The sequence below is a fragment of the Cryobacterium sp. M15 genome, assembly GCF_002929675.1.
GTDB classification, from domain to species: Bacteria; Actinomycetota; Actinomycetes; order Actinomycetales; family Microbacteriaceae; genus Cryobacterium; species Cryobacterium lyxosi.
Genome location: NZ_PJJW01000040.1, coordinates 156,683 through 179,042 on the forward strand (window position 1 = coordinate 156,683; position 22,360 = coordinate 179,042).

Sequence of the window (22,360 nt, forward strand, 5' to 3'; positions counted from 1 at the left end):
ACGAGGTGAGACTATGACCGACACGACGACACCATCCCCGGCCTCGCTGCGCCGACTTGTGCCGCGCATCTTCTCCCGCGCGCAGCCTGCCGGTGCCGTCGATCGCTTGATCAAGACGGTCCGGTCGAACCACCCCAAGGTTGATCTATCGGTCATCGAACGCGCGTATACCGCTGCCGAGCGAGCACACGACGGGCAGTTTCGGCATAGCGGGGAGCCGTATATCACGCACCCGGTTGCGGTAGCGCAGATTCTGGCCGACCTGGGCATCGGTACCAAGACCATCGCCGCAGCGCTGCTGCACGACACCGTGGAAGACACCGAGTACACCCTCGACGCACTCCGGGCTGACTTCGGCGATGAAATCGCGATGCTGGTGGACGGGGTCACCAAGCTCGACAAGGTGAAGTACGGCGATTCGACCCAGGCTGAGACCGTGCGCAAGATGATCGTCGCAATGTCCAAAGACATTCGGGTGCTCATCATCAAACTCGCCGACCGACTGCACAATGCACGTACCTGGGGCTTCGTGCCCAACGAATCCGCCGTGCGAAAAGCAACAGAGACCTTGGAGATCTACGCGCCCCTGGCGCATCGGCTGGGAATCCAGACCATCAAATGGGAACTCGAAGACCTGTCTTTTGCGGTGCTGTACCCCAAGTTGTACGCCGAGATCGAAAGTCTGGTCAAGCAGCGCACGCCGCAGCGCGAAGAGTTCGTTCAGCAGGTCATCGACACCATCAACGACGACCTCAAATCAGCACGCATTCGCGGCAAAGTTGCCGGTAGACCCAAGCAGTATTACTCGATCTACCAGAAGATGGTCGTGCGCGGCCGGGAGTTCGATGAGATCTACGACCTCGTCGGTATTCGCGTTCTCGTGAACTCTCTGCGGGACTGCTACGCCGTGCTGGGTTCCATCCACGCCAGATGGACACCACTGCCCGGCCGGTTCAAGGACTACATCGCCACCCCGAAGTTCAACCTGTACCAGTCCCTGCACACGACCGTGCTCGGCCCGAGCGGTCGCGCAGTGGAAATCCAGATTCGCACCACCGAGATGCACCAGCGTGCTGAGTTTGGCGTTGCCGCGCATTGGATGTACAAGGAACAGGTCAACGGTAAGAGCACCGGCGGGCCAGGTCTCCAGAGCGATACCGATATGGCGTGGCTCGCGCACATCTCTGACTGGCAAGCCGAAACGGCCGACCCGGGCGAGTTCCTCGACTCCCTGCGTTATGAGATCGGCGCCAAGGAGGTTTACGTCTTCACGCCGAAGGGCCGGGTCATCGGCCTGCCCTCCGGCGCCACCCCGGTCGACTTCGCCTATGCGGTGCACACCGAGGTTGGCCACCGCACCATGGGTGCCAAAGTCAACGGCCGACTGGTGCCGCTGGAGAACGAACTGATCACCGGCGACGTCGTCGAGGTGTTCACTTCCAAGAACCCTGACTCCGGCCCGAGCAAGGATTGGCTGAACTTCGTCAAGAGCCCCCGGGCGCGCAACAAGATCCGGCAATGGTTCACGAAAGAACGCCGCGACGAAGCCATCGAACAGGGTCGCGACGCCATCGCGCGTGCGATGCGCAAGCAGAACCTGCCCCTGCAGAAGCTGATGAACCAGGATTCCTTCGCGGAGGTCGCGGCCCAGCTCAAGTACGAAGACGTTTCGGCGCTCTATGCCGCTGTGGGTGAAGGTCACGTTTCAACCCAGTCGGTGCTCGAAAAGGTTGTCTCGTCGGTGCAAAGCATCGAAGACAACGACAACAACGACTTTCCGGTCGCCGCACGGGGTCGCACCCAGTCCACCCGCAATACAGATTCGGGAGTGCTCGTGCGCGGTGCGCCCGACATTCTGGTCAAACTCGCGCGTTGTTGCACTCCCGTGCCCGGTGACAAGATCGTCGGGTTCGTCACTCGTGGCGCCGGCGTTTCGGTGCACCAGGCTTCCTGCCACAATGTGCAGTCGCTGCTCAAAGAACCGGAGCGCATGATCGAGGTCGATTGGGCACCCACCTCCAAGAGCCTGTTCCTCGTGCATATACAAATTGAAGCTCTCGACCGTGCCGGGCTCCTCTCCGACGTCACCCGGGTGCTGTCAGAGCACCACGTGAACATTCTCTCGGCTACCGTCAACACCTCGAGTGACCGGCTGGCGCTGAGCCGTTTTGTGTTCGAAATGGGTGACACGACTCATCTCGACCGCGTATTGAACGCGGTGCGTCGCATCGATGCCGTTTATGACGTGTACCGGGTCAGCGACGGCTAACCTGCGGTGATGGTTGCAGTATGCTGCGGGCTCTGCAGCCGCAGGGCTTGCAGGGGTGCCCGGACGGCCGCCAATCGCTCCACGGCGAGTGTGCTGTGAGCGGGGCTGCCGCGTTTGCAGAGGCGAATGGCGGCCGAGACATCGGGGTACTCGCCGTAGTGCAGGAGGCGAGCCAGCAGGGCGGTGAGTCCGGCGGCTGACGTGGTGCTGGGCGTGTAGCGGGCGAGGTCGACCGCGGTACGCAGTGGCGTGGTGACCCGCACTCCCGAGATGGTGCGGACGTCATCGGGAGAACGCACGATTTCACGTACCTGTGCCCGGGGAGACCACACGGCGGTGGTGCGCGCGCTGATCAGCACGCAGAACTGGTGGCGGCGCGGCTCCGGTGCGAGGCCGTAGATCCACGCGGCGGTGAGTTGTTCGGCGATGGCGCGGGGCGGGACCAACTGGCTGGCGGCGATAGCCCGGGTGTCGCATCCGTCTATCTCATCGATCACGCACCAGGAGTCTGCGACTTGAAAGACCTGGCCATCGAGGCGGGCGCTGTAGAGCTCGGTGAGCGGGAGATCGTTTATGGTGAGCGGTCGTCCCGGTAGGTTCGTCATGCTCTTAGAGTGACGGTCCTACCCATTCAGATCCCTCGAGGGGCCGCATCTGTGGATAAAGTGCGGACCCCCGTGGAGTGTGCATAACTCCGCGGGGAGTCCGCTGCCGCCCTGGCTACTGGCCGATCGCCTTTAGCCAGGCCTTGCGCGCCTCGAGCGCTTCGGTGGCGTCCTTGATGGCGCGCGCGTTCTGCCCCTTCTGCGCCGCGACGAGCTCAGCCTCGAGCTTGGCAATCGCGTCGTTCAGCTGGCCGGCGAGGCCCTCCGTGCGGGCCTTCGTCTCCGGGTTGTTGCGCTTCCAGTGATCGTCATCGAGTTTGCGGACGACGGCTTCCACCTTGCGAAGACGATCCTCGATCGGCTTGACCTGGTCGCGGGGGACCTTGCCGATTTCATCCCACTTGCGCTGGATCACGGTGAGCGTGTCGCGGCCGGCGTTGCGGTCGCTCGTGGTGAGCAGGGTTTCGGCCTCGGTCAGCAGTTCAAGCTTGAGCACGAGGTTCGCCGAGAACTCTTCGTTGTCCTGGGCTTCGACCTCGCTCTTGACCGCGTAGAGCACATCGCCGGCGGCCTTGAACTTCGCCCACATAGCGTCGTCCTGCTTCTTGCCGCTGCGACCGGCCTTCTTCCACTCGTCGAGCAGGTTTCGGTACGTCGAGACGCCATCGGCACCCTTCGGGGCCAGGGCCTCCGCCTGTTCGATCAAGTGCTGCTTCTTGGTGCGCACATCTTTGTGAGCACTGTCGAGCTCGGCGAAGAAGGCCTTGCGGTTTTGCTCGATCGTCGTGCGTGCGGCACGGAAGCGCTTCCACAGGTCGTTGGCTTCCCCCTTGGGAATGCGCGGGGCATCGTGCTGGTGTGCCTGCCATTTGGCGAACAGGGCGTCCAGGGCGGCACTGGTCTGCTTCCACTGCGTCTTCGCCGGATCTTCGGCGGCGAGACGCTCGGCCTCGGTCACGATCTCGGCCCGCTCAGCGACGGCGGCAGCGGACGCGGCCTTGGTCTCGATGCTCTGCTGCTCGGTGAGCTCAGTGACGGCCCCGCCGAGGGCTCCGAGACGTTCGGCCAGTGCGGCGAGATTGCCAACGGCGTTGGCGTTGGCAACGGCGACGGTGAGGTTGGCGACCGATTTGGCGATATCCGCTGCCGGAGCGCCACCCTTCGCGCGCTGTTCGAGCAGGGTGACTTGCCCGTTGAGCTCAACGTACTTGCGTTCGAAGTAGGCCAGGGCCTCTTCCGGAGTGGCATCCGGGTACTGGCCAACGGCGCGTTCACCGTCGGCCTCGCGCACGTAGACCGTGCCGGTTTCGTCTACGCGACCCCATGGTTGCTGATCTGTCGTAGTCAAGAGCCTCACCTTTGCTGAGTTGTTGTGTGTGGATCCGCGGGAGGGACGAGTGCGGAGCCAGGAAATACCCTGATAATCCTATTGCAATAGCGCAGGCGGATCGATTGATCCTACTGAACTGTTATGCCCGTGATCGTCGTTGGCACCTTCGGCGCACCGTCACCGGCACCATCCGCGGTTCCGGCATCCGTGATCTGGGCCTTGAGTTCGTCCAGGCCACTCGTGACGTGGCCGAGCACGGTATAGCCACCGCCCGCGTCTGATGGGATGGTCGTGTCGTCATAGACCACGAAGAACTGACTACCCATGCTGTACCCATTTCCGCCTTGACGGGCCATCGCGAGTGTTCCGGCAGGGTAGATATCGTCGGCCGGGGCGTTCTCCACAGGCCCGTAACTGTAACCCGGGCCGTGCGTAGCCTCTGCGCCAGTTTTTTCGGCGTCAGGATCGCCGCATTGCAACACGAAGAACCCACCCGTGGTGAGGCGATGGCACGTGACGCCGGTGTAGAAACCGCTCTGGGCGAGGCTGATGGTGGAAGAGACCGCCTGAGGTGCGAGCGCACCGTCAAGCTCGATGCCGAGGTTGACATCGTTGAGGGTGAGGGTTCCAGTCCAGGTGCGGCCTTCGGCGAGGGTGCTCGCGGGGACGTCTCCGCTGTTCTCACCCGCGGCTGTGCCGGGGGCTGTCGGAGTGGTAGTCGCCGCTCCTGTGGGCGCAGGGGTACCGGGGCCGCCGTCGAAATAGAAGACCTGAGCGATTACGATCAGGGTCAGCACCACGAGCAGACCGCCCCCGGCGATCACGTTGTCGCGCACACGACGCTTCTTCTGGTGCTCGTGCACGGCCCGTCTGGCTTGGTAGGAACGAACGCGTCCGCGCTCTTCACGTGCCGCACGCTCGAGCTTGTAATTCGAAGCCACTAGAACCCCTCCAGGGTCGTCGGGGTTGGCGACGACCGAACACAAAGCAATCGGACGCGTCGTGCTCCCGATCTCGTAGAACTCTACGCACAAACTACGCTGGAAGAATGTCGGATGCTCAACCGGGTCTGCGCAGTGGTGCGACCCCCCTCGCCGTACGAATGCGCCCAAAAACTCTTGACGAGGTCGCCGGCCAGCGCCACCTGCTGACGCCGGGTTCGCCATTGGTGAGTCTCGCGAGCGACAAGACCGGGGAGCGCGGCAGCGTGTCGGTCATCTTGTGGGGACCGCCCGGTACCGGAAAAACCACGCTCGCGCAAGCTATCGCGCACAGCTCAGGGCGACGATTCGTCGAGCTGTCCGCCGTGACGGCCGGCGTACGTGACGTGCGGCAAGTGATGGAAGATGCCCGTACCAATCGCGATTTGTACGGCCTCGCGACGGTGCTGTTTCTCGACGAGATCCACCGCTTCTCCAAGGCCCAACAAGACACCCTGCTGCCCGGGGTCGAGAACGGCGTCGTCATCCTGGTCGCCGCGACGACCGAAAACCCGTCGTTTTCGATCATCTCCCCCTTACTGTCTCGGTCCCTGTTGCTCACCCTCGAAGTTCTCAGCGACGACGACCTCGGCATCGTCGTCGATCGTGCCGTCACCGATGCGCGCGGCCTGGCCGACCGGTTCGAGCTCGAACCCGAAGCCCGAGGCGCGATCATCCGACTCGCCTCCGGTGATGCGCGGCGGGCACTGACCGCGCTGGAGGCAGCATCCGTTTCGGCCGAGTCGACGTTCGAAGCGGGAGCTACCGGCAAGCCCGTCATCACGACCGATGTTGTCGCCCTCGCCGTTGATCGTGCCTTACTGCGCTACGACCGCAACGGTGACGAGCACTACGACGTGATCAGCGCGTTCATAAAATCGGTGCGCGGCAGCGACGTCGACGCTGCGCTGCACTACCTGGCGCGCATGATCGAGGCCGGCGAAGACCCGCGCTACATTTGCCGGCGCATTATCGTTCTCGCCTCGGAGGACATCGGTATGGCGGACCCGCAATCGCTCCTGATCGCTGTAGCCGCCGCCGACGCCGTGCAACTGATCGGCATGCCTGAGGGCCGTATACCGCTGGCTCAGGCCGTCGTGCACCTCGCAACGGCCCCCAAGTCCAATGCCGCCTACATGGCGCTCGACGCGGCGATCGCCGACGTGCGGGCCGGCAAGATGGGCCGAGTGCCCAAGGGCATGCGCGACGCGCATTACCCTGGTGCCAAACGACTCGGTCATGGCAAGGGGTACGTGTACCCGCACGATGATGCGCTCGGCGTGGTCACCCAACAGTATCCGCCGACCGAATTGAAAAACACGCGTTACTACGAGCCCACCGAGCACGGCCACGAACGCGACATTTCCGCGCGCCTGCTCAAAATTCGTAGGATAGTGCGCAATCAGTAAGAGTGCCCCCGTGTGCTAGCCTTATCCCTGCCTACAACTGGTTTCGGCATGCGGCTGCGTCCGTTTCCAGTTTGGAGGGGATTCGTTCTGTAGCCGAACGTCCCGTGGCACCCAATCCTCTGATCTCCCATGACCTGTGTCGGTTACGTCCACACTCGCCCTGGTATCCCTGTTATTGAGTCCGATCGAAAGGAAACCGTGTCTACCAAGTCACGTACCCGCAGTAAAACTCGCCTCTCGCGCGCCCTGGGCATTGCCCTCACGCCGAAGGCAGCTCGCTTCCTCGAGAAGCGCCCCTATGCACCCGGTGAGCACGGCCGCACCAAGCGCAAGACCGATTCGGACTACGCCGTGCGCCTTCGCGAAAAGCAGCGCTTACGCGCCCAGTACGGCATCCGCGAAGCCCAGCTCAAAATTGCCTTCGAGCAGGCTCGTCGTCGTCAGGGACTGACCGGTGAGAACCTCGTGGAGATCCTCGAGACCCGTCTCGACGCCCTTCTCGTTCGTTCCGCGATTGCGCGCACCACGGCCCAGGCGCGTCAGATGATCGTGCACCGTCACATCCTCGTTGATGGAGAGCTCGTCGACCGGCCGTCCTTCCGCGTGAAGCCGGGCCAGCTCATGCACGTCAAGGCTCGCAGCGAGGGCATGGAGCCCTTCCAGGTTGCAGCAGCCGGCGGACACGTCGACCTGCTCCCCAAGCTCCCGCCGTACCTCGAGGTTGAGCTCGACAAGCTTCAGGCCCGCCTCGTGCGCGCTCCGAAGCGCATCGAGATTCCGGTGACCTGTGAAGTTCAGCTCGTCGTGGAGTACTACGCAGCTCGCTAAGTACCTGACCGATTGAGGGCAGCCCCCGGCTGTGTGAAACGGTACGCTGAAGGGCGGATCACCCCAGGGTGATCCGCCCTTTTTGTATACCCGCGCTCCGCAGGAGCAGATCGAACTGAGTGGAGTCACCGTGTCAGGTGGAGATATTGCCGGTCTTATCGCAGCCGGCGTGTTCGCGATTCTGGTCGCGGTCATCGCTATTCCGCTGGTCAAATTGGGTCGGGTGTTTGATGAAACCACCGCGGCCATCCATGAACTCAGCGAGGGGATCACTCCGATGCTGACCGAAACGACCGATGCTATTCGCGGGGCCAACCAACAACTGGCTCGAGTGGACACCATCACGAGCAACGTGGCGGATGTCACCGGTAACGTTTCCGCGCTCGTCGCGTTGTTCGCCGCGACGGTTGGCGGACCGCTGATCAAGCTCGCCGGGTTCTCTGCCGGCGTACGTGCGGCGTTTCGCGCCGGGCGGCCGCGGCCTCGGCGTGATCGGGGTTGACCGGCTACTCTGGACTCGGCGCTGATATTCTCGCGCCCGACTTATCGATGGCTCCGGCTAGCGCAGATTCAGGGAGAAGTGCAATGAAGAACGTCATCTGGTTGGTCATTGGCGTGGCCGCAGGCTTCGTGGTGGCCCACGAGGTCAACAAGACCCAGCAAGGCAAGCAGTTCTTCACCGAACTCGACACCAAGGCCCGCGAGTTCGGCGAGGCCATCTCTGAGGGCTACCGCCAGCGCGAGGCCGAACTGCACGCCGCGGTCGGCGACGCGCCGACGCCCACCGCGCCGTAGGCGTCCGGTCACACAGAACCACAGTCTTTCGCATCACCACACTCACGCACCATCAAAGCTACGGACACCATGCAGACTGCTGACATTCGCGGGCGCTGGCTCGACTTCTTCGCCGATCGTGGACACACCGTTGTGCCGTCCGCGTCATTGGTGAGCGACGATCCCACCCTTCTTTTCACCGTGGCCGGCATGGTGCCGTTCGTGCCATACCTCACCGGGCTCGTTCCAGCGCCATATCCGCGCGCCACGAGCGTGCAGAAGTGCATTCGCACTAACGACATCGAAGAGGTCGGTAAAACACCCCGGCACGGCACCTTCTTTCAGATGAACGGCAACTTCAGCTTCGGTGACTACTTCAAGGAAGAAGCCATCGGCTTCGCCTGGGAGCTGCTCACCACCCCGGAGAACCAGGGCGGCTACGGCTTTCGCGAAAGCGAACTGTGGGTCACCATCTACCTCGATGACGACGAGGCCTACCGGTACTGGCGTGCCATCGGCGTGCCGGACAACCGCATTCAGCGCCTCGGCATGGAATCCAACTACTGGTCTACCGGCCAGCCCGGCCCGGCTGGCCCCTGCTCAGAGATCTTCGTCGATCGCGGCCCAGCGTATGGAGCCGATGGCGGCCCGGCCACGGACGATGACCGTTACGTCGAGATCTGGAACCTCGTCTTCATGCAGTACCTGCGCGGCGAAAGTACCGGTAAAAACGACTTTCAAATTCTTGGCGACCTGCCCAAGAAGAACATCGACACCGGCATGGGCCTCGAACGCGTCGCCTTCCTCAAGCAGGGCGTCGAGAACATGTACGAAATCGACCAGGTGCGTCCGGTCCTCGACCGTGCCGCCGCACTCGCTGGCCGCCGCTACGGCGCCGACCACGACGATGACGTGCGCATGCGCATCGTCGCCGACCATGTGCGCTCCTCCCTCATGCTCATGAGCGATGGCGTCATGCCGTCCAACGAAGGTCGCGGCTATATCCTGCGCCGCCTCCTGCGCCGTAGCGTGCGCGCCATGCGCCTGCTCGGCGTCGACACCGTCAGCCTTCCCGAATTGCTGCCCGCCTCGCGTGACGCCATGAGCGCCGCCTACCCCGAGGTAAAGAGCGACTTCGGACGTATCAGTCAGGCAGCGTTCGCCGAGGAAGAAACCTTCCTGCGCACCCTCGCGAGCGGCAGCACCGTGCTCGACCTTGCCGTGGCGAAGACGAAAAAGGCCAACAAGACCGAACTGGCCGGCCCGACGGCCTTCCTGTTGCACGATACCTACGGGTTTCCCATCGAGATCACCCTCGAGATTGCCGAAGAAGCCGGCCTGAGCGTCAACCGTGACGCCTTCGACGTGCTCATGACCAAGCAGCGCAGCCTGGCTAAGGCCGACGCGAAATCCAAGAAGACGACCCTCGCCGACCTCGGCGTCTACAGCCCGTTCCGAGCCCTTGGTGAGACCGTCTTCACCGGGTATGACAACCTGCGGAACGAGTCAACCGTGCTGGGCCTCATCGTCGACGGCGAGTCCGTCACGGGCGCGGTTGCCGGTCAAACAGCCGAAGTTATCCTCGCCGAGACCGCGCTCTGGGCCGAATCCGGTGGGCAAGAGGCGGACGCCGGCCTCATCGTCGGTGCCGGTTACGAGCTCAAGGTGCTCGACGTGCAGAAGCCGGTCAGGGGCCTCATCAGCCACAAAGTACTCGTGCTCTCCGGCGAGGTAGGTGTGGGAGAGCGCGCCACGAGCGTCGTCGACGAAAGTTGGCGCCGCGGTGCCCGCCAGGCGCACTCCGGAACGCACGTGCTGCACGCCGCGTTACGGCAGGTTCTCGGCCCCAACGCCCATCAGTCCGGCTCCTACAACAAGGCTGGGTTCTTCCGACTCGACTTCTCCTGGAACCAGGCACTGTCGCCGGCGACCCGCACCGAGATCGAAGAGATCTCCAACAACGCCATTCGTGACAACCTGCCAGTCACCACGCGGGAGCTGCCTCTCGCTGAAGCGAAGGCGCTTGGCGCTATGGCGCTGTTCGGCGAGAAGTACGGCGATGTCGTGCGCGTCGTCGACATTGGCGGCCCCTGGTCGCGTGAACTCTGCGCCGGAACGCACGTGTCCAGCAGCGCTGAGATCGGCATGATCAACCTCATCAGTGAAGCCTCGGTCGGATCGACCAACCGCCGCGTCGAGTCTCTGGTCGGCCTTGAAGCCTTCCGCGATCTCGCCGCTGAACGGGCCCTCGTCTCGCAGCTCACGTCGAGCCTGAAAACGCCGCGCGAACAGCTGCCAGAACGCATCAGCGACCTCGTGACGAGCCTCAGGGCGGCGGAGAAGAAGATCGCCGCCTTCGAGGCCCGCGCCCTGACCGACCGTGTTCCGGCCCTGCTGTCAACGGCGCGCCGGGTCGGCGCCGTGACCGTTGTCGCCGAAGACCTCGGCGTGCTCGGTTCGCCCGACGACCTGCGCGTGCTGGCTCTGGCGACCCGAGATCGCCTCGGCACCGACGCGGTGGTTGTGGCGCTCTCCGCCATTGCCGCGGGCAAGCCCGTCGTGATCGTCGCCACCAACACGGGCGCGCGAGCTGCCGGTCACAAGGCCGGAAGCCTCGCCAAGACCGTTGCGGGAATTCTCGGCGGAGGCGGTGGCGGCAAGGACGACGTCGCGCAGGGGGGCGGCCCCAACGGCGACGCCATCCCGGCCGCGCTGCAGGCCGTCGTAGCAGCGATCAGCCGCTAACGATGCGGTCAGGGGTGCGTGTCGGCGTCGACGTCGGCAAGGTGCGCATTGGCGTCTCCCGCAGTGACAACCACGGGATGCTTGCTACACCGGTCGAAACCGTTGCCCGCGACCTGGCCGGGCTGACCGACCTCGTGCGCATTCGAGCTGTGGTGCTCGAGCTTGACGCGGTCGAGGTCATCGTCGGTTTGCCCCTGGCTTTGTCGGGAAACGTGACCGCGTCGACCGACGACGCGATCGATTTCGCAGCGCGGCTCAACCGAATTCTCGACGTGCCGGTGCGCTTGGTCGATGAACGGCTCTCGACCGTGTCTGCGCAGTCGGCGTTGCGGGCGTCCGGTCGGTCCACGAAAACGCACCGGCCAGTGATTGATCAGGTGGCCGCGACTATCATTCTGCAACACGCGCTCGACAGTGAGCGTGCCTCAGGGCGGCCGCCAGGGTCGCCCGTCGAACCGACAGAGAGGCCGTAACCGTGTCGAGTTCCACCCCGGAAGAGCCGTTGCCGAGCCGTCGGCAGTTGCGCGCGCAGCAGGCCGCAGCGGAACAAGCGGCCGCGGGAGAGAGCCAGGCCGTGCCGCCTCCTGTCACCGTCGCCGGAGACGGACCGCTGTTGCCTCGATTGGCCAGCGAAGCAGCCGTGCCCCCTACCGACGCCACCGACTTTCGGACAACGCTCGAGAGCGTCGGCTCCGGCCACGGCCGTGCAAACCGGCGCTCACTGCTGGCCGACGAACCGCCGCGAGAAAAACGCAGCCGTAAGGGTGTCTGGGGCTGCCTCATCGTCATTGCAGTGCTGGCTGCGCTCGTGGCCGGGGCCTACTTCTTTCTCCAAGGTCCCATCTCGCAAATCATCGCGGCCACACAGGGCCCCGCCGATTTCACGACCGAGGAAGCGGCCTCCGGTGAAGACGTGGTCGTTATGATTCACGGTGGTGACGGCGGCTCGGACATCGCCACCACCCTGGTCGACCGGGGCGTAGTGAAGAGCTTCGATGCGTTTTACGCGCTTCTCTTGGAGGCTACCCCGGAGCCGGTGTTCCAGCCCGGTGCCTACCAGCTGAAGACTAAAATGGTCGCGAGCACAGCCCTGGATGCGCTGCTCGTTGACGGTACGCGACTACGCCAGACCGTCGTCGTTCCGGAGGGAACCGCGGCCGTCGACGTGTTGCAGTCGATATCCGAGGGCACTGACATTCCTCTCACCGATGTGCAAGCTGCTGCGGCCAACGTGGGCTCGTTTGGTTTACCGCCCGAAGCGACCACGCTCGAAGGTTTTCTCTTTCCTGCCACCTACACGTTCTCACCGGGGGACACCGCCCAGGTCGTCCTGCAGGCTATGGTCGATCGGCAGTTCGAGGCCCTCGACTCGGCGGGGGTCGCTGTTACCGACCGCTGGTCGACCGTCGTGTTCGCCTCACTCATTCAGCGAGAAGCTGGTCTCGCCGCCGATTACTACAAGGTATCCCGGGTCTTTCTGAACAGGCTGGAGCCAGCGCGGTGGCAGAGCGGTTTGCTGCAGTCCGATGCGACCGTCGCTTACGGTACGGGAAACACCCACCTCGTGACCACGACCGATGCCGAACGCGGCGATGCCGGCAACGCGTACAACACCTACGTGCACCCCGGCATGGTCGTCGGCCCCATCTCGAACCCGGGTGACCTGGCTATTGACGCCGCCCTGAACCCGCTGGACGGCCCGTGGCTGTTCTTCGTGACCGTCAACCTCGATACCGGCGAGACGGTCTTCTCCACGACCGTGGCAGAACACGACGCCGCAGTCGTCGTCTGGCAGAACTGGATGAGGGAGCACCCCGAATATGGATAGCCTGACCTCGAATCGGCTTGCGGTGCTCGGCTCGCCGATCAAGCATTCTCGTTCGCCGCTGGTGCACCGAGCCGCCTACCGGCAGCTGGGACTCGACTGGTCCTACGATGCCGTCGAGGTCAAATCAGGATCCCTCGCCATGTTCCTGAGCAAGCTCGAGCCAGAATGGCGAGGTTTGTCACTCACGATGCCGCTCAAGCAGGAGGTTCTGCCGTTCATCGACGACTGCGACCGGGTTGCCGAGCTGACCGGTTCGGTCAACACGGTGCTGCTGCGCCGGGTCAAGGGGCGCGGCACACTGAGTGGCTTCAACACGGATGTTGCGGGTCTGGTGCGCGCCCTCGCCGAAAGTGGCGTCACCCAGGCGACGCACGTGACTCTGCTCGGGGCGGGCGCGACGGCGTCATCCGCTTTGATGGCGGCAGCAGAACTCGGCGCCGAGTTCGTCACGGTGCTCATGCGGGACGCACGAAAAGCGCTGCCACTGGTCGAGCTCGGCCGAACGTTGGGCGTGGTCGTTGACCTGCAGGATTTCAGCGGGGTGAGCCGGGTCGATAGCGATGTCGTGATCAGCACACTGCCGGGAGGAACCGTGCTGCCGTCGCTGCTCCCGCTGGAACTGCGCGAACGTGCCGTCTTGTTCGACGTCGCGTACTCACCGTGGCCGAGTGGGGTCGCCACGTCGTGGCAGGCGGCGGGGGGCACGGTGGTGAACGGACTCGGAATGCTGCTGCATCAGGCACTCATCCAAGTGCGGGTCTTCGTTACCGCTGACCCGTTTGAACCATTGTCCGACGAGGCGTCCGTGCTCGCGGCCATGCGCGGTGCGCTCACCCGTGACACTGGCTTCGACGATGCTGTGGAAAGATAGGAACCATGCTTCGTTGGCTCACCGCCGGAGAATCTCACGGCCCCGAACTCATCGCCATTGTCGAGGGTTTGCCCGCTGGAATCCCGGTCACCCTTGAATCGATCCGCCTCGATCTGGCGCGCCGCAAGCTCGGCTACGGCCGAGGCGCGCGCATGAAATTTGAAGAGGACGAGCTCACGCTCTCCGGTGGGGTGCGGCACGGGCTCACCCTCGGCGGTCCGGTCGCACTGCGCATTGGCAACTCGGAGTGGCCCAAATGGGTCGACGTGATGAGTGCAGCGCCGGTGGACCCCGGCACGATCAGTCGCGGTCGTGGAGCACCGCTGACCCGACCGCGGCCCGGTCACGCCGACCTGGTCGGCATGCAGAAGTACGACTTCGACGAAGCCCGCCCGGTGCTCGAACGCGCCAGCGCTCGGGAAACCGCCGCACGGGTCGCGCTGGGCGCCGTCGCCAGGTCCTTTCTGAACGAGCTGGGGATTCACCTGGTCAGCCACACGATCGCCATCGGACCGGTGCGCGTGCCAGACGGCGCGCCGTTGCCGCTGCCCGAAGACGTCGACGCCCTTGACGCTGACTTGCTGCGCTGTTTCGACGCCGCGACATCCGCTTTGATGGTCGCTGAAGTGGATGCCGCGCACGATGATGGTGACACCCTCGGCGGCGTCGTCGAAGTGCTCGCCTACAATCTCCCCCCAGGCCTCGGGTCATTCGTGCACTGGGACCGCCGTCTGGATTCGCAGCTCGCCGCTGCCCTCATGGGCATACAGGCGATCAAGGGCGTCGAGGTTGGCGACGGTTTCGAGACCACCCGTCGTCGCGGGTCCGACGCGCACGACGAACTCGTGCAAGCGGATGGCGTGATTGTGCGGGTCAGCGACAAGGCCGGCGGCACAGAGGGCGGTATGAGCACCGGCACGGTGCTGCGCGTTCGCGCCGGCATGAAGCCGATCGCCACGATTCCCCGGGCGCTGCGCACGGTCGACGTGGCAACGAGCGAGCCGGCAGCGGCGCACCACCAACGCTCCGACGTCTGTGCGGTTCCGGCGGCCGGTGTCGTTGCCGAGGCCATGGTGGCGCTCGTGCTCGCGAATTCGGTGCTCGAGAAGTTCGGCGGCGACTCGATCAAAGAGACCCGCCGTAACCTTCAGTCTTATCTGGCCGAAATTCCCGCCAACCTGCGCACGGGTGCGTCCAGCGACGCGACACTGTGACGAGTTTTCGGCCTGACCGATGCTGAGTCTGCGTAACTCGTTGCTGCCGATCGTCTTCATCGGGCCGATGGCCGCCGGTAAGACCAAGATCGGTCGCCGAGTGGCGCGCGGCCTGGACGTGCCCTTCATCGACACCGATAAACGCATCGTCGAACGCTACGGTCCGATTGGCGAGATCTTCGCTCGTGAGGGCGAAGAGTACTTTCGCATCATCGAGCGCGAAGCCGTCGATTGGGCTCTCGGTGAGCCCGCCATCGTGTCGCTCGGTGGGGGAGCGGTGCTGAATGCCGACACCCAGTCCGATCTCGAAAACGCGACGGTCGTCTACCTGAGCGTCACGACGGCGGCAGTGCAGGCGCGCCTGGGGGGCGGCAAAAGGCCGCTTCTGGCGGGGGGAATCGCCGACTGGGAACGCATTTACAACGTTCGTCGCTCCACTTATGAGGCCCTCGCGACGATTCACTTGGATACTTCCAACCGACCCATCAGCGGCATCGCCGACGAAATCGTGAATTGGGTACAAGAAAGAAATGATGAGTGAGATTTTCAGGATGACCGAGATGACCGAGATGACCGAGCAGCCCGCAACTACCGTGATCACCGTGACGGGGGTCGATAGCTATCAGGTCCACGTGGGGCGTGGCCTCGTCACCACCGTCGCCGAGCAGCTGGGCAGCGGCGTCAACAAGGTACTCATCGTGCACACCTCCACCGTCGGTGCCCGCGCCGTTGCACTGCGGGATAGCCTGCTCGAAACCTATTCCGAAGTATTGCTCGCTGAAGTTCCCGACGCCGAGGCCGCCAAGCGCGTCGAGGTGGCAGCGTTCTGCTGGGGCGTGATGGGTCAATCCGACTTCAGCCGTACCGACGCCGTGATCGGACTCGGTGGCGGCGCGGTCACCGACCTCGCCGGTTTCGTTGCGGCTACCTGGCTGCGCGGTGTGAAGCTCGTGCAGATTCCCACGAGTGTACTCGGCATGGTCGACGCCGCCGTTGGCGGCAAGAACGGCATCAACACCGCCGAGGGTAAGAACCTCGTCGGCACCTTCTACGCGCCCGCCGCCGTGCTCTGCGACCTGGACCTGCTCGACGCGCTGCCGAAAAATGAGATCCTGGCCGGTTTCGCGGAAATCGTGAAGGCCGGCTTCATCCAGGTTCCCGAAATTCTCGACATCATCGAAGCGGATGTCGACCGCGCCACCGACCCGACAACCCTCGAATTTCGCCGGCTGATCGAACTGTCCATCGCGATGAAAGCCCGCATCGTGGGGGAGGACTTTAAGGAGGTCGGCCTCCGTGAGATCCTCAACTACGGCCATACCCTCGGCCACGCGGTCGAGCACGCCGAACGGTACGGCTGGCGCCACGGCGCTGCCGTTGCCGTCGGAATGATGTTCGCGGCCGAGCTCGCCGCACTGAGTGGCCGGCTCCCGGTCGAGGTCGTCGACCGGCACCGCAGCATTCTCGAATCGCTGACCCTGCCCACCGGCTATCCGGTGGGTCGCTGGCCCACCCTGCTCGCCACGATGCAGCGCGATAAGAAGACGCGCAGCGGCATGCTGCGCTTTGTCGTGCTCGATGATGTGGGCAAGCCCACCATCCTCGAGGGCCCGGACGCCTCCTTGTTGTTCAGCGCGTACCAGGCCATCGGCCAGTAGCCTCAGGCTGGAACAGCCTTCGTGGCGCTGGCCACGGCATCCTCTCCGGCGGTGTCGGTTTCGGCCGAGTCGGCAAACGGGGTCATCGTGGTCATGAGCTCGGAGCGGATGAGAAAGCGCACACCGCGCGGGGCTTCGGCGCTGAAGCCGCTGCCGCGACCCGGTACGACGTCGACGGTGAGGAAGGTGTGGCTCCAGTAGGTGAACTGTTCGGCGGACATCCAGAAGTCGAGGGGCTGGCTGGGCTCATTGGCCGGAGCGATATCGAACTGGCCGAGGCGCACGTCCTGGTCGGAGGTGATGAACTCGCCGGCCATGAACAGCATCGGGGAACTACCGTCGCAGCATCCGCCGGACTGGTGGAACATGAGGGGTCCGTGCTCCTCCCACAGGCTGCGGAGCAGGTCGACCGCGACCGGGGCGAGCTGCACGCGGGGAACGGTTTCATCGGCGATCGTGACCGATGCGGTGATCGTGGGTGTCGACATTGACTGACCTCCTGCTAGACGGATGATGATAAAAAGGGCTGCCTACGACGTTACGTCGTTGGCAGCCCCCCGGCCAGCCCTCCAGCGAACTCCCACCGATAGGGCTACTCGGCGACCAGATTGATCGGTTTAGAAGAAGCCGAGCTTATTTTCTGAGTAGGAAACCAGCAGGTTCTTGGTTTGCTGGTAGTGACCGAGCGCGAGCTTGTTGTTCTCCCGGCCGATGCCGGAGCTCTTATAGCCGCCGAACGCGGCGCCGGCCGGGTAGGCGTGATAATTGTTGACCCAGACACGACCGGCCTGGATATCACGGCCAGCCCGGTAGGCGACGTTACCGTTGCGCGACCAGACACCCGCTCCGAGGCCATAGATGGTGTCGTTGGCGATGGAAATAGCGTCGTCATAGTCCGTGAAGCTCGTCACGGCCAGTACCGGTCCGAAGATCTCCTCCTGGAACAGGCGCATCTTGTTGTGGCCCTCGAAGATGGTCGGCTGCACATAGTAGCCGTCGGTGAGGTCACCGCCAAGATCGGCTCGTTCGCCGCCGAGCGCCAGTTTCGCGCCCTCCTTGGTGCCAATGTCGATGTACGACAGGATCTTCTCGAGCTGGTCGTTGCTGGCCTGTGCGCCCATCTGGGTGTCCGTGTCGAGCGGGTTGCCCTGGATGATCTTTTTGGCGCGCGTGACCGCGTCCCCGAGGAAGCTGTCGTAGATCGGCTTCTGTAGCAGCGCCCGGCTGGGGGCCGTGCAGACCTCTCCCTGGTTGAAGGCGAACAGCACGAAGCCTTCCTGGGCCTTGTCGTAGAACGCATCCTTCGCCTCTGCAACGTCGCTGAAGAAGATATTCGGGCTCTTACCGCCGAGCTCGACGGTCGACGGGATGATATTGGCCGAGGCGTACTGAAGAATCAGGCGGCCGGTGGTGGTTTCCCCGGTGAAGGCGATCTTGCGGATGCGGTTGCTCGAGGCGAGCGGCTTGCCGGCCTCGAGGCCGAAACCGTTGACGATGTTGACCACTCCCGGGGGGAGGATGTCGCCGATGAGCTCCATCAGAACGAGAATCGAGACCGGGGTCTGCTCGGCTGGCTTGAGGACGACCGCATTGCCGGCGGCGAGGGCAGGGGCAAGCTTCCAGACGGCCATCAAAATGGGAAAGTTCCACGGAATGATCTGGCCGACAACGCCGAGCGGCTCGTGGAACTGATATGAGACCGTGTCGCCGTCGAGCTGGGCGTGGTCGCCGTCTTGGGCGCGGATCGCCGCAGCGAAGTAGCGGAAGTGGTCGGCGGCGAGGGGAATGTCGGCATTGATCGTCTCGCGAATGGCCTTGCCGTTGTCCCAGGTTTCGGCGACGGCGAGCATTTCGACATTGGCGTCGATGAGGTCGGCGATCTTGCCCAGGACCGCGGCGCGCTCGGCGGGGCTGGTCTTTCCCCAGGCGGGAGCAGCCTTGTGGGCGGCGTCGAGCGCCAGCTCGATGTCTTCGGCGGTGCCCCGAGCCACTTCGGCGAATGCCTTGCCGGTGACCGGGGTGATGTCTTCGAAGTACTGGCCTTTGACGGGGGCGACCCATTCGCCGCCGATCCAGTTCTCGTAGCGGGACTTGAAGGTAATTTTGGAGCCGGGTGTTCCTGGGACTGAATAGACGGTCATGTCACTCCTCTTTCGACGACGGTGTCGGGCTCGCAAACCTGCGGCCTATTTCTACTCTAGGAGGGGGGACGTTGCAAAATGTTGCGATGGCCACCGATTTCGACTTCGATGCGGGCAAGATGCGCCACGACCGTTGCACGTTTGGGCGATCGGGCCGGGAGCAGCTCGAGGCAGGCCCGCCAGACTTCGGCGTCCCAGGTGGCTTCTTCGGTACGCGCGTAGGTGAGCAGCAGGTCGACCGAAGCATCCGCGAGCATTGCCTCGCGCAGTCGGCTGCTCACTTCTGAACGGATTTCGATGATCCCGGGAGCGGACGATCCCGGGAGTACAGCGCCGCGGTAGGCGCCGAGAGCCACCCGGTGAGCGCCGCGATCCAGAAAGGCCAACACCTGTTGCGCATCGAGTTCGAGCCGTGATTCCAGCCGATACGGCCGGGAGGTGATCGTGATCGAGGGATCGAGGAGGGCGAGTACCTTGCGTACCCGCACCATTTCGGCGCGCAGCGTTTCCACTGCTGTGTCCAGATCAAAGAGGTAGCTGGCCAGACGATCGGCGGAAAGTCCTTCGCGGTGCCAGGCGAGAAGTGTGAGAATCTCGGTGTGGCGGGGCGAGACATCCACGGTGCGGCCGCCGCAACATAACTGGCCGTGATCGGTGCCGAGCACACTCAGACCGGCCGGCGCCAGTCGCCGCACGGTCGTCGGCAGCGATGTATGCGACCGGCGAGCGGGCGGCGAAGAATTCGGCTGGCCAAGACGCTGGATGCGCAACTCTGCCTCCATCGCGGCGACAGCTGCTTCAACGAGGGGGAGTGTTTGCGGTGCGACCGCCTGATCGCCGCCGGTGATGTCGATCACGCCGAGGATTTTGCCGGTGTCTGGATCGTGGATGGGTACGGCCGTGCAGCTCCAGGGGTGCGCGAGGGCGTTGAAGTGTTCGGCCCGCCGAATCTGAATACCGCGGTCCAGGGCCAGTGCGGTACCGGGGGCGCTGGTTCCGACCCGTTTTTCTGACCAGTCCGCTCCCTCGACGAACAGCATTTCCTCGACCTGGCGGCGCAGCGCCCGGTCGCCGTCGATCCAGAGCAACCGGCCGGATTCGTCGCCGATGGCCACGAGTAACTCAGCATCAAAGGCGTGGCGAATAAGCAGGTTCTGCACGACGGGCAATACCGTGGCGAGCGGATGCTGGTTGCGCAGGTCCCGCAGTTCGATATCGGTCAGTGCCCGCTCGGGTGCCACACTGCCGGGGTCGAGGCTGAGAGAGAGCGACCGCTGCCAGGAATCCTGCACGAGCTGGCGCACGCCGGACTGGAAGACTCGGTCTGTGACGGCGGATTCGTGGGCCCGTTCCAGGGCGAGCAGGCTTTCGTACGCCGACCCGGACGGAACCGACGAGGTACTCTTCAAGCCGTGTCCCATCAGCGTCTGCCTCCATTAGCAGTAGCGGGCGCAGCTGCCGCGGCCGCCGTTTCAGTGTCATTCTACGGGCACTGACGCAGCGGGGCGTGCGGACCATCGAACTACCCGAACCGTGCCACCGCCGTCGCCCGAATTGAACCGCAACGTCGCCGTCCGAATTGAACCGCAACGTCGCCGACACCCGGACGACCGGACGCCCGCCGGAAGATACCCACAGCCGAGCGGATTCAGGAAATTCCTGTGGATAATCCTTCGCGACTACGAGACCGGCTCATGCTGGGCACATGACAATCAACATCGACGACGCTCCGCCCGTGAGCACTGTGGTGCAGGCCAAGGCACGGGTTTTCGACCTGATCGGCCCCGCTATCCGCCGCCAGCTCTGGCTCATGGTTCTCGACGCCCACGGGCAACAGCTCCCACTGATGATTCCCCTCGACGGCATTCCGCTCCGGCCGGAACCTGGTTCGGTGCGACCGTTCGCCGTGAGAATCAATGAAATCCTGGCCCGGGACGCCCCGGGGGGCAGCCTCATTGTGACCCTGGAACGACCAGGGTCAGCGGCCCGCACCGCCCCAGACCAGGCCTGGGCAGTGGAGTTGACCGAGTCCTTTGGCAAACTCATGCGCATTACCGGCCTGTTCGTCGCCCACGATGACGGCGTGGCCGTACTCACTCCCTGACGGAGACTGCCGACACGGCAGCTGCACGGGGACGGCCTAGGCTGAGAGCATGAGTACAGTGCTGGTTCTGAACGGTCCGAACCTCGGGCGCCTGGGTAGTCGCGAGCCAGACGTGTACGGGTCGGCGAACCTGGAGGACCTGCGGGAGCTGCTCGTCGCATCCGCTCGTGACGGGGTCTTGATCGACCTGCGGCAGACCGACGACGAGGCAGAGCTGATCCACTGGCTGTACGAGGCAGTCGACGAGCGGATGCCGGTCATCCTGAATCCGGCAGCGTTCACGCACTACAGCTACGCGCTGAGGGATGCCGCTGCCCTCGTCACCAAGGCTGGCCTGCCGTTGATCGAGGTGCACATCTCGAACCCGCACGCTCGTGAGACGTTTCGCCACACGAGTGTGGTGAGCGCCATCGCGACCGGTGTCATTGCCGGTCTTGGCTTCGACTCCTACCGGTTGGCACTGGACTTCGTCACCGCTTCGTGACGCAGGGTCGAAACGGTGCCTTTGGCGCTTGTGGCTTCGGCACCTAGACTTCACACGGTGCCATTTGCACCCGCGCACCTTATCAATTGAACGGAACACCCCTCCCATGGCTTCTACCGCTGATATCAGAAACGGCGTCGTACTCAACATGGATGGCCAGCTCTGGGCCGTCGTCGAGTTTCAGCACGTCAAGCCGGGCAAGGGCGGCGCCTTCGTTCGTACCAAGATGAAGAACGTCGTCTCGGGTAAGACCGTTGACCGCACGTTCAACGCCGGCGCCAAGATCGAGACCGAGAACGTTGATCGTCGCGACTTCCAGTACCTCTACAACGACGGTGACGCCTACGTCTTCATGGACGTGGCCGATTATGACCAGATCACCGTCTCCGCTGCGGTCGTGGGTGATGCGAGCAACTTCATGCTCGAAAACCAGGCCGTGACCGTGGCCCTGCACAACGGCAACCCGCTGTACGTCGAGCTGCCGGCATCCGTCACCCTGGAAATCACCTACACCGAGCCAGGCCTGCAGGGCGATCGTTCCACCGGCGGCACCAAGCCGGCCACCGTGGAGACCGGCTACCAAATTCAGGTTCCGCTGTTTCTCGAGCAGGGCACCAAGGTCAAGGTCGACACCCGCACCGGCGACTACCTCGGCCGCGTCAACGAATGAGCGCACGTACCAAGGCTCGCAAGCGCGCCATTGACATCCTGTACATCGCGGATGTGCGCCAGATCAGCATTCCGGAGTCGCTCGCGATCGAGGCTGAGCGCGCAGCAAGCGAGCCAGCCCGCCTGGTGTCCTGGCTGTATGCCCGGGAGCTCGTCGACGGGGTCGTCGACCACCGCGAAGAGATCGACGAACTCATCGAGACCTACTCGCAAGGCTGGTCGCTCGCTCGCATGCCCAACATCGATCGTGCCATTTTGCGGATCGGTATCTGGGAGATCCTGTACAACGACGCAGTACCGCACGCCGTCGCCATCGATGAAGCCGTCGAAGCCGCCAAGATTTTCTCAACGGATGACTCGGCCGGTTTTGTCAACGGGCTGCTCGGCAAGATCGCCCAAACCGCGCCGTCTGCCTAACGACCCGATCGGCAGGTTCGGCTGTCGCCGGGCG

General features: G+C 64.0%; 21 protein-coding genes and 1 pseudogene. 16 read left to right on the forward strand and 6 right to left on the reverse strand.

Annotated elements, in window-relative coordinates; all coding sequences use genetic code 11:
* The first annotated feature begins 13 nt into the window (after window positions 1–13).
* Window positions 14–2,269 (forward strand): bifunctional (p)ppGpp synthetase/guanosine-3',5'-bis(diphosphate) 3'-pyrophosphohydrolase, encoded by a 2,256-nt coding sequence (locus CXY83_RS13940; protein WP_104197922.1) that lies wholly within the window; start codon window positions 14–16, stop codon window positions 2,267–2,269.
* On the opposite strand, the gene CXY83_RS13945 is transcribed toward CXY83_RS13940, so the two are convergent.
* The 3 genes from CXY83_RS13945 to CXY83_RS13955 all read right to left on the reverse strand — a co-directional run bounded on the left by CXY83_RS13945 (window position 2,266) and on the right by CXY83_RS13955 (window position 5,145).
* A complete protein-coding gene (locus CXY83_RS13945) occupies window positions 2,266–2,874 on the reverse strand; it encodes a type IV toxin-antitoxin system AbiEi family antitoxin (protein ID WP_104197923.1) in 609 nt (202 codons plus the stop codon). The two genes, CXY83_RS13940 and CXY83_RS13945, sit on opposite strands and share 4 nt — an antisense overlap.
* Window positions 2,875–2,989: 115 nt before the next feature.
* The gene (locus CXY83_RS13950; protein WP_104197924.1) at window positions 2,990–4,222 is read right to left on the reverse strand and encodes a DUF349 domain-containing protein; all 1,233 of its coding nucleotides are present in this window, start codon (window positions 4,220–4,222) and stop codon (window positions 2,990–2,992) included.
* A 110-nt stretch (window positions 4,223–4,332) separates the two neighbouring features.
* Entirely contained in the window at window positions 4,333–5,145 is an 813-nt protein-coding gene (locus CXY83_RS13955) for a peptidylprolyl isomerase (protein WP_104197925.1), read from the reverse strand.
* Between the two features lie 107 nt (window positions 5,146–5,252).
* Here CXY83_RS13955 and CXY83_RS13960 point away from each other — a divergent pair, with 107 nt between their 5' ends.
* The 11 genes from CXY83_RS13960 to aroB all read left to right on the forward strand — a co-directional run bounded on the left by CXY83_RS13960 (window position 5,253) and on the right by aroB (window position 16,511).
* Complete coding sequence (locus CXY83_RS13960; protein WP_104197926.1) at window positions 5,253–6,593, forward strand: replication-associated recombination protein A; 1,341 nt, start codon at window positions 5,253–5,255, stop codon at window positions 6,591–6,593.
* A 198-nt stretch (window positions 6,594–6,791) separates the two neighbouring features.
* Window positions 6,792–7,421 (forward strand): 30S ribosomal protein S4, encoded by a 630-nt coding sequence (gene rpsD, locus CXY83_RS13965; RefSeq protein WP_092107727.1) that lies wholly within the window; start codon window positions 6,792–6,794, stop codon window positions 7,419–7,421.
* Between the two features lie 130 nt (window positions 7,422–7,551).
* Window positions 7,552–7,923 (forward strand): DUF948 domain-containing protein, encoded by a 372-nt coding sequence (locus tag CXY83_RS13970; RefSeq protein ID WP_104198105.1) that lies wholly within the window; start codon window positions 7,552–7,554, stop codon window positions 7,921–7,923.
* 83 nt (window positions 7,924–8,006) lie between these two features.
* A complete protein-coding gene (locus CXY83_RS13975) occupies window positions 8,007–8,216 on the forward strand; it encodes a hypothetical protein (RefSeq protein ID WP_104197927.1) in 210 nt (69 codons plus the stop codon).
* Window positions 8,217–8,285: 69 nt separating this feature from the next.
* A complete protein-coding gene (alaS, locus tag CXY83_RS13980; RefSeq protein ID WP_104197928.1) occupies window positions 8,286–10,940 on the forward strand; it encodes an alanine--tRNA ligase in 2,655 nt (884 codons plus the stop codon).
* Window positions 10,941–10,942: 2 nt separating this feature from the next.
* Window positions 10,943–11,413 carry a Holliday junction resolvase RuvX gene (ruvX, locus tag CXY83_RS13985; protein WP_104197929.1) on the forward strand — a complete coding sequence of 157 codons (471 nt, stop codon included), beginning with the start codon at window positions 10,943–10,945 and terminating at the stop codon, window positions 11,411–11,413.
* 2 nt (window positions 11,414–11,415) lie between these two features.
* The gene (gene mltG, locus CXY83_RS13990) at window positions 11,416–12,768 is read left to right on the forward strand and encodes an endolytic transglycosylase MltG (RefSeq protein WP_104197930.1); all 1,353 of its coding nucleotides are present in this window, start codon (window positions 11,416–11,418) and stop codon (window positions 12,766–12,768) included.
* Window positions 12,761–13,639: a shikimate dehydrogenase gene (locus tag CXY83_RS13995; protein WP_104197931.1), complete on the forward strand. Its 879-nt coding sequence runs from the start codon at window positions 12,761–12,763 to the stop codon at window positions 13,637–13,639. The genes mltG and CXY83_RS13995 overlap by 8 nt, the downstream gene beginning before the upstream one ends.
* Window positions 13,640–13,644: 5 nt before the next feature.
* Window positions 13,645–14,853, forward strand: coding sequence for a chorismate synthase (gene aroC, locus CXY83_RS14000; protein WP_104197932.1), 1,209 nt, complete (start codon window positions 13,645–13,647; stop codon window positions 14,851–14,853).
* Window positions 14,854–14,872: 19 nt separating this feature from the next.
* Window positions 14,873–15,394 carry a shikimate kinase gene (locus CXY83_RS14005; RefSeq protein ID WP_233200961.1) on the forward strand — a complete coding sequence of 174 codons (522 nt, stop codon included), beginning with the start codon at window positions 14,873–14,875 and terminating at the stop codon, window positions 15,392–15,394.
* A gap of 19 nt (window positions 15,395–15,413) precedes the next feature.
* A complete protein-coding gene (gene aroB, locus CXY83_RS14010; protein ID WP_369831171.1) occupies window positions 15,414–16,511 on the forward strand; it encodes a 3-dehydroquinate synthase in 1,098 nt (365 codons plus the stop codon).
* Between the two features lie 92 nt (window positions 16,512–16,603).
* On the opposite strand, the pseudogene CXY83_RS14015 reads toward aroB, so the two are convergent.
* From CXY83_RS14015 to CXY83_RS14025, 3 genes and pseudogenes are all read right to left on the reverse strand, one after another.
* Window positions 16,604–16,999: pseudogene (locus CXY83_RS14015) on the reverse strand (DUF779 domain-containing protein); the annotation flags it as partial.
* A 129-nt stretch (window positions 17,000–17,128) separates the two neighbouring features.
* Window positions 17,129–18,652, reverse strand: coding sequence for an aldehyde dehydrogenase family protein (locus CXY83_RS14020; RefSeq protein ID WP_104197934.1), 1,524 nt, complete (start codon window positions 18,650–18,652; stop codon window positions 17,129–17,131).
* 56 nt (window positions 18,653–18,708) lie between these two features.
* Complete coding sequence (locus tag CXY83_RS14025) at window positions 18,709–20,073, reverse strand: helix-turn-helix domain-containing protein (protein ID WP_104197935.1); 1,365 nt, start codon at window positions 20,071–20,073, stop codon at window positions 18,709–18,711.
* 284 nt (window positions 20,074–20,357) lie between these two features.
* Between CXY83_RS14025 and CXY83_RS14030 the strand changes: the two genes are divergently transcribed.
* From CXY83_RS14030 to nusB, 4 genes are all read left to right on the forward strand, one after another.
* Window positions 20,358–20,756 (forward strand): hypothetical protein, encoded by a 399-nt coding sequence (locus CXY83_RS14030; protein ID WP_104197936.1) that lies wholly within the window; start codon window positions 20,358–20,360, stop codon window positions 20,754–20,756.
* 49 nt (window positions 20,757–20,805) lie between these two features.
* Window positions 20,806–21,240, forward strand: a complete 435-nt coding sequence (locus CXY83_RS14035) for a type II 3-dehydroquinate dehydratase (protein WP_104197937.1) — start codon at window positions 20,806–20,808, stop codon at window positions 21,238–21,240.
* Window positions 21,241–21,346: 106 nt separating this feature from the next.
* Window positions 21,347–21,910: an elongation factor P gene (gene efp / locus CXY83_RS14040; protein WP_092107753.1), complete on the forward strand. Its 564-nt coding sequence runs from the start codon at window positions 21,347–21,349 to the stop codon at window positions 21,908–21,910.
* On the forward strand, window positions 21,907–22,326 hold the full coding sequence (nusB, locus tag CXY83_RS14045) for a transcription antitermination factor NusB (RefSeq protein ID WP_104197938.1): 420 nt from the start codon (window positions 21,907–21,909) through the stop codon (window positions 22,324–22,326). Before efp ends, nusB begins: the two co-directional genes overlap by 4 nt.
* Window positions 22,327–22,360 lie beyond the last annotated feature (34 nt).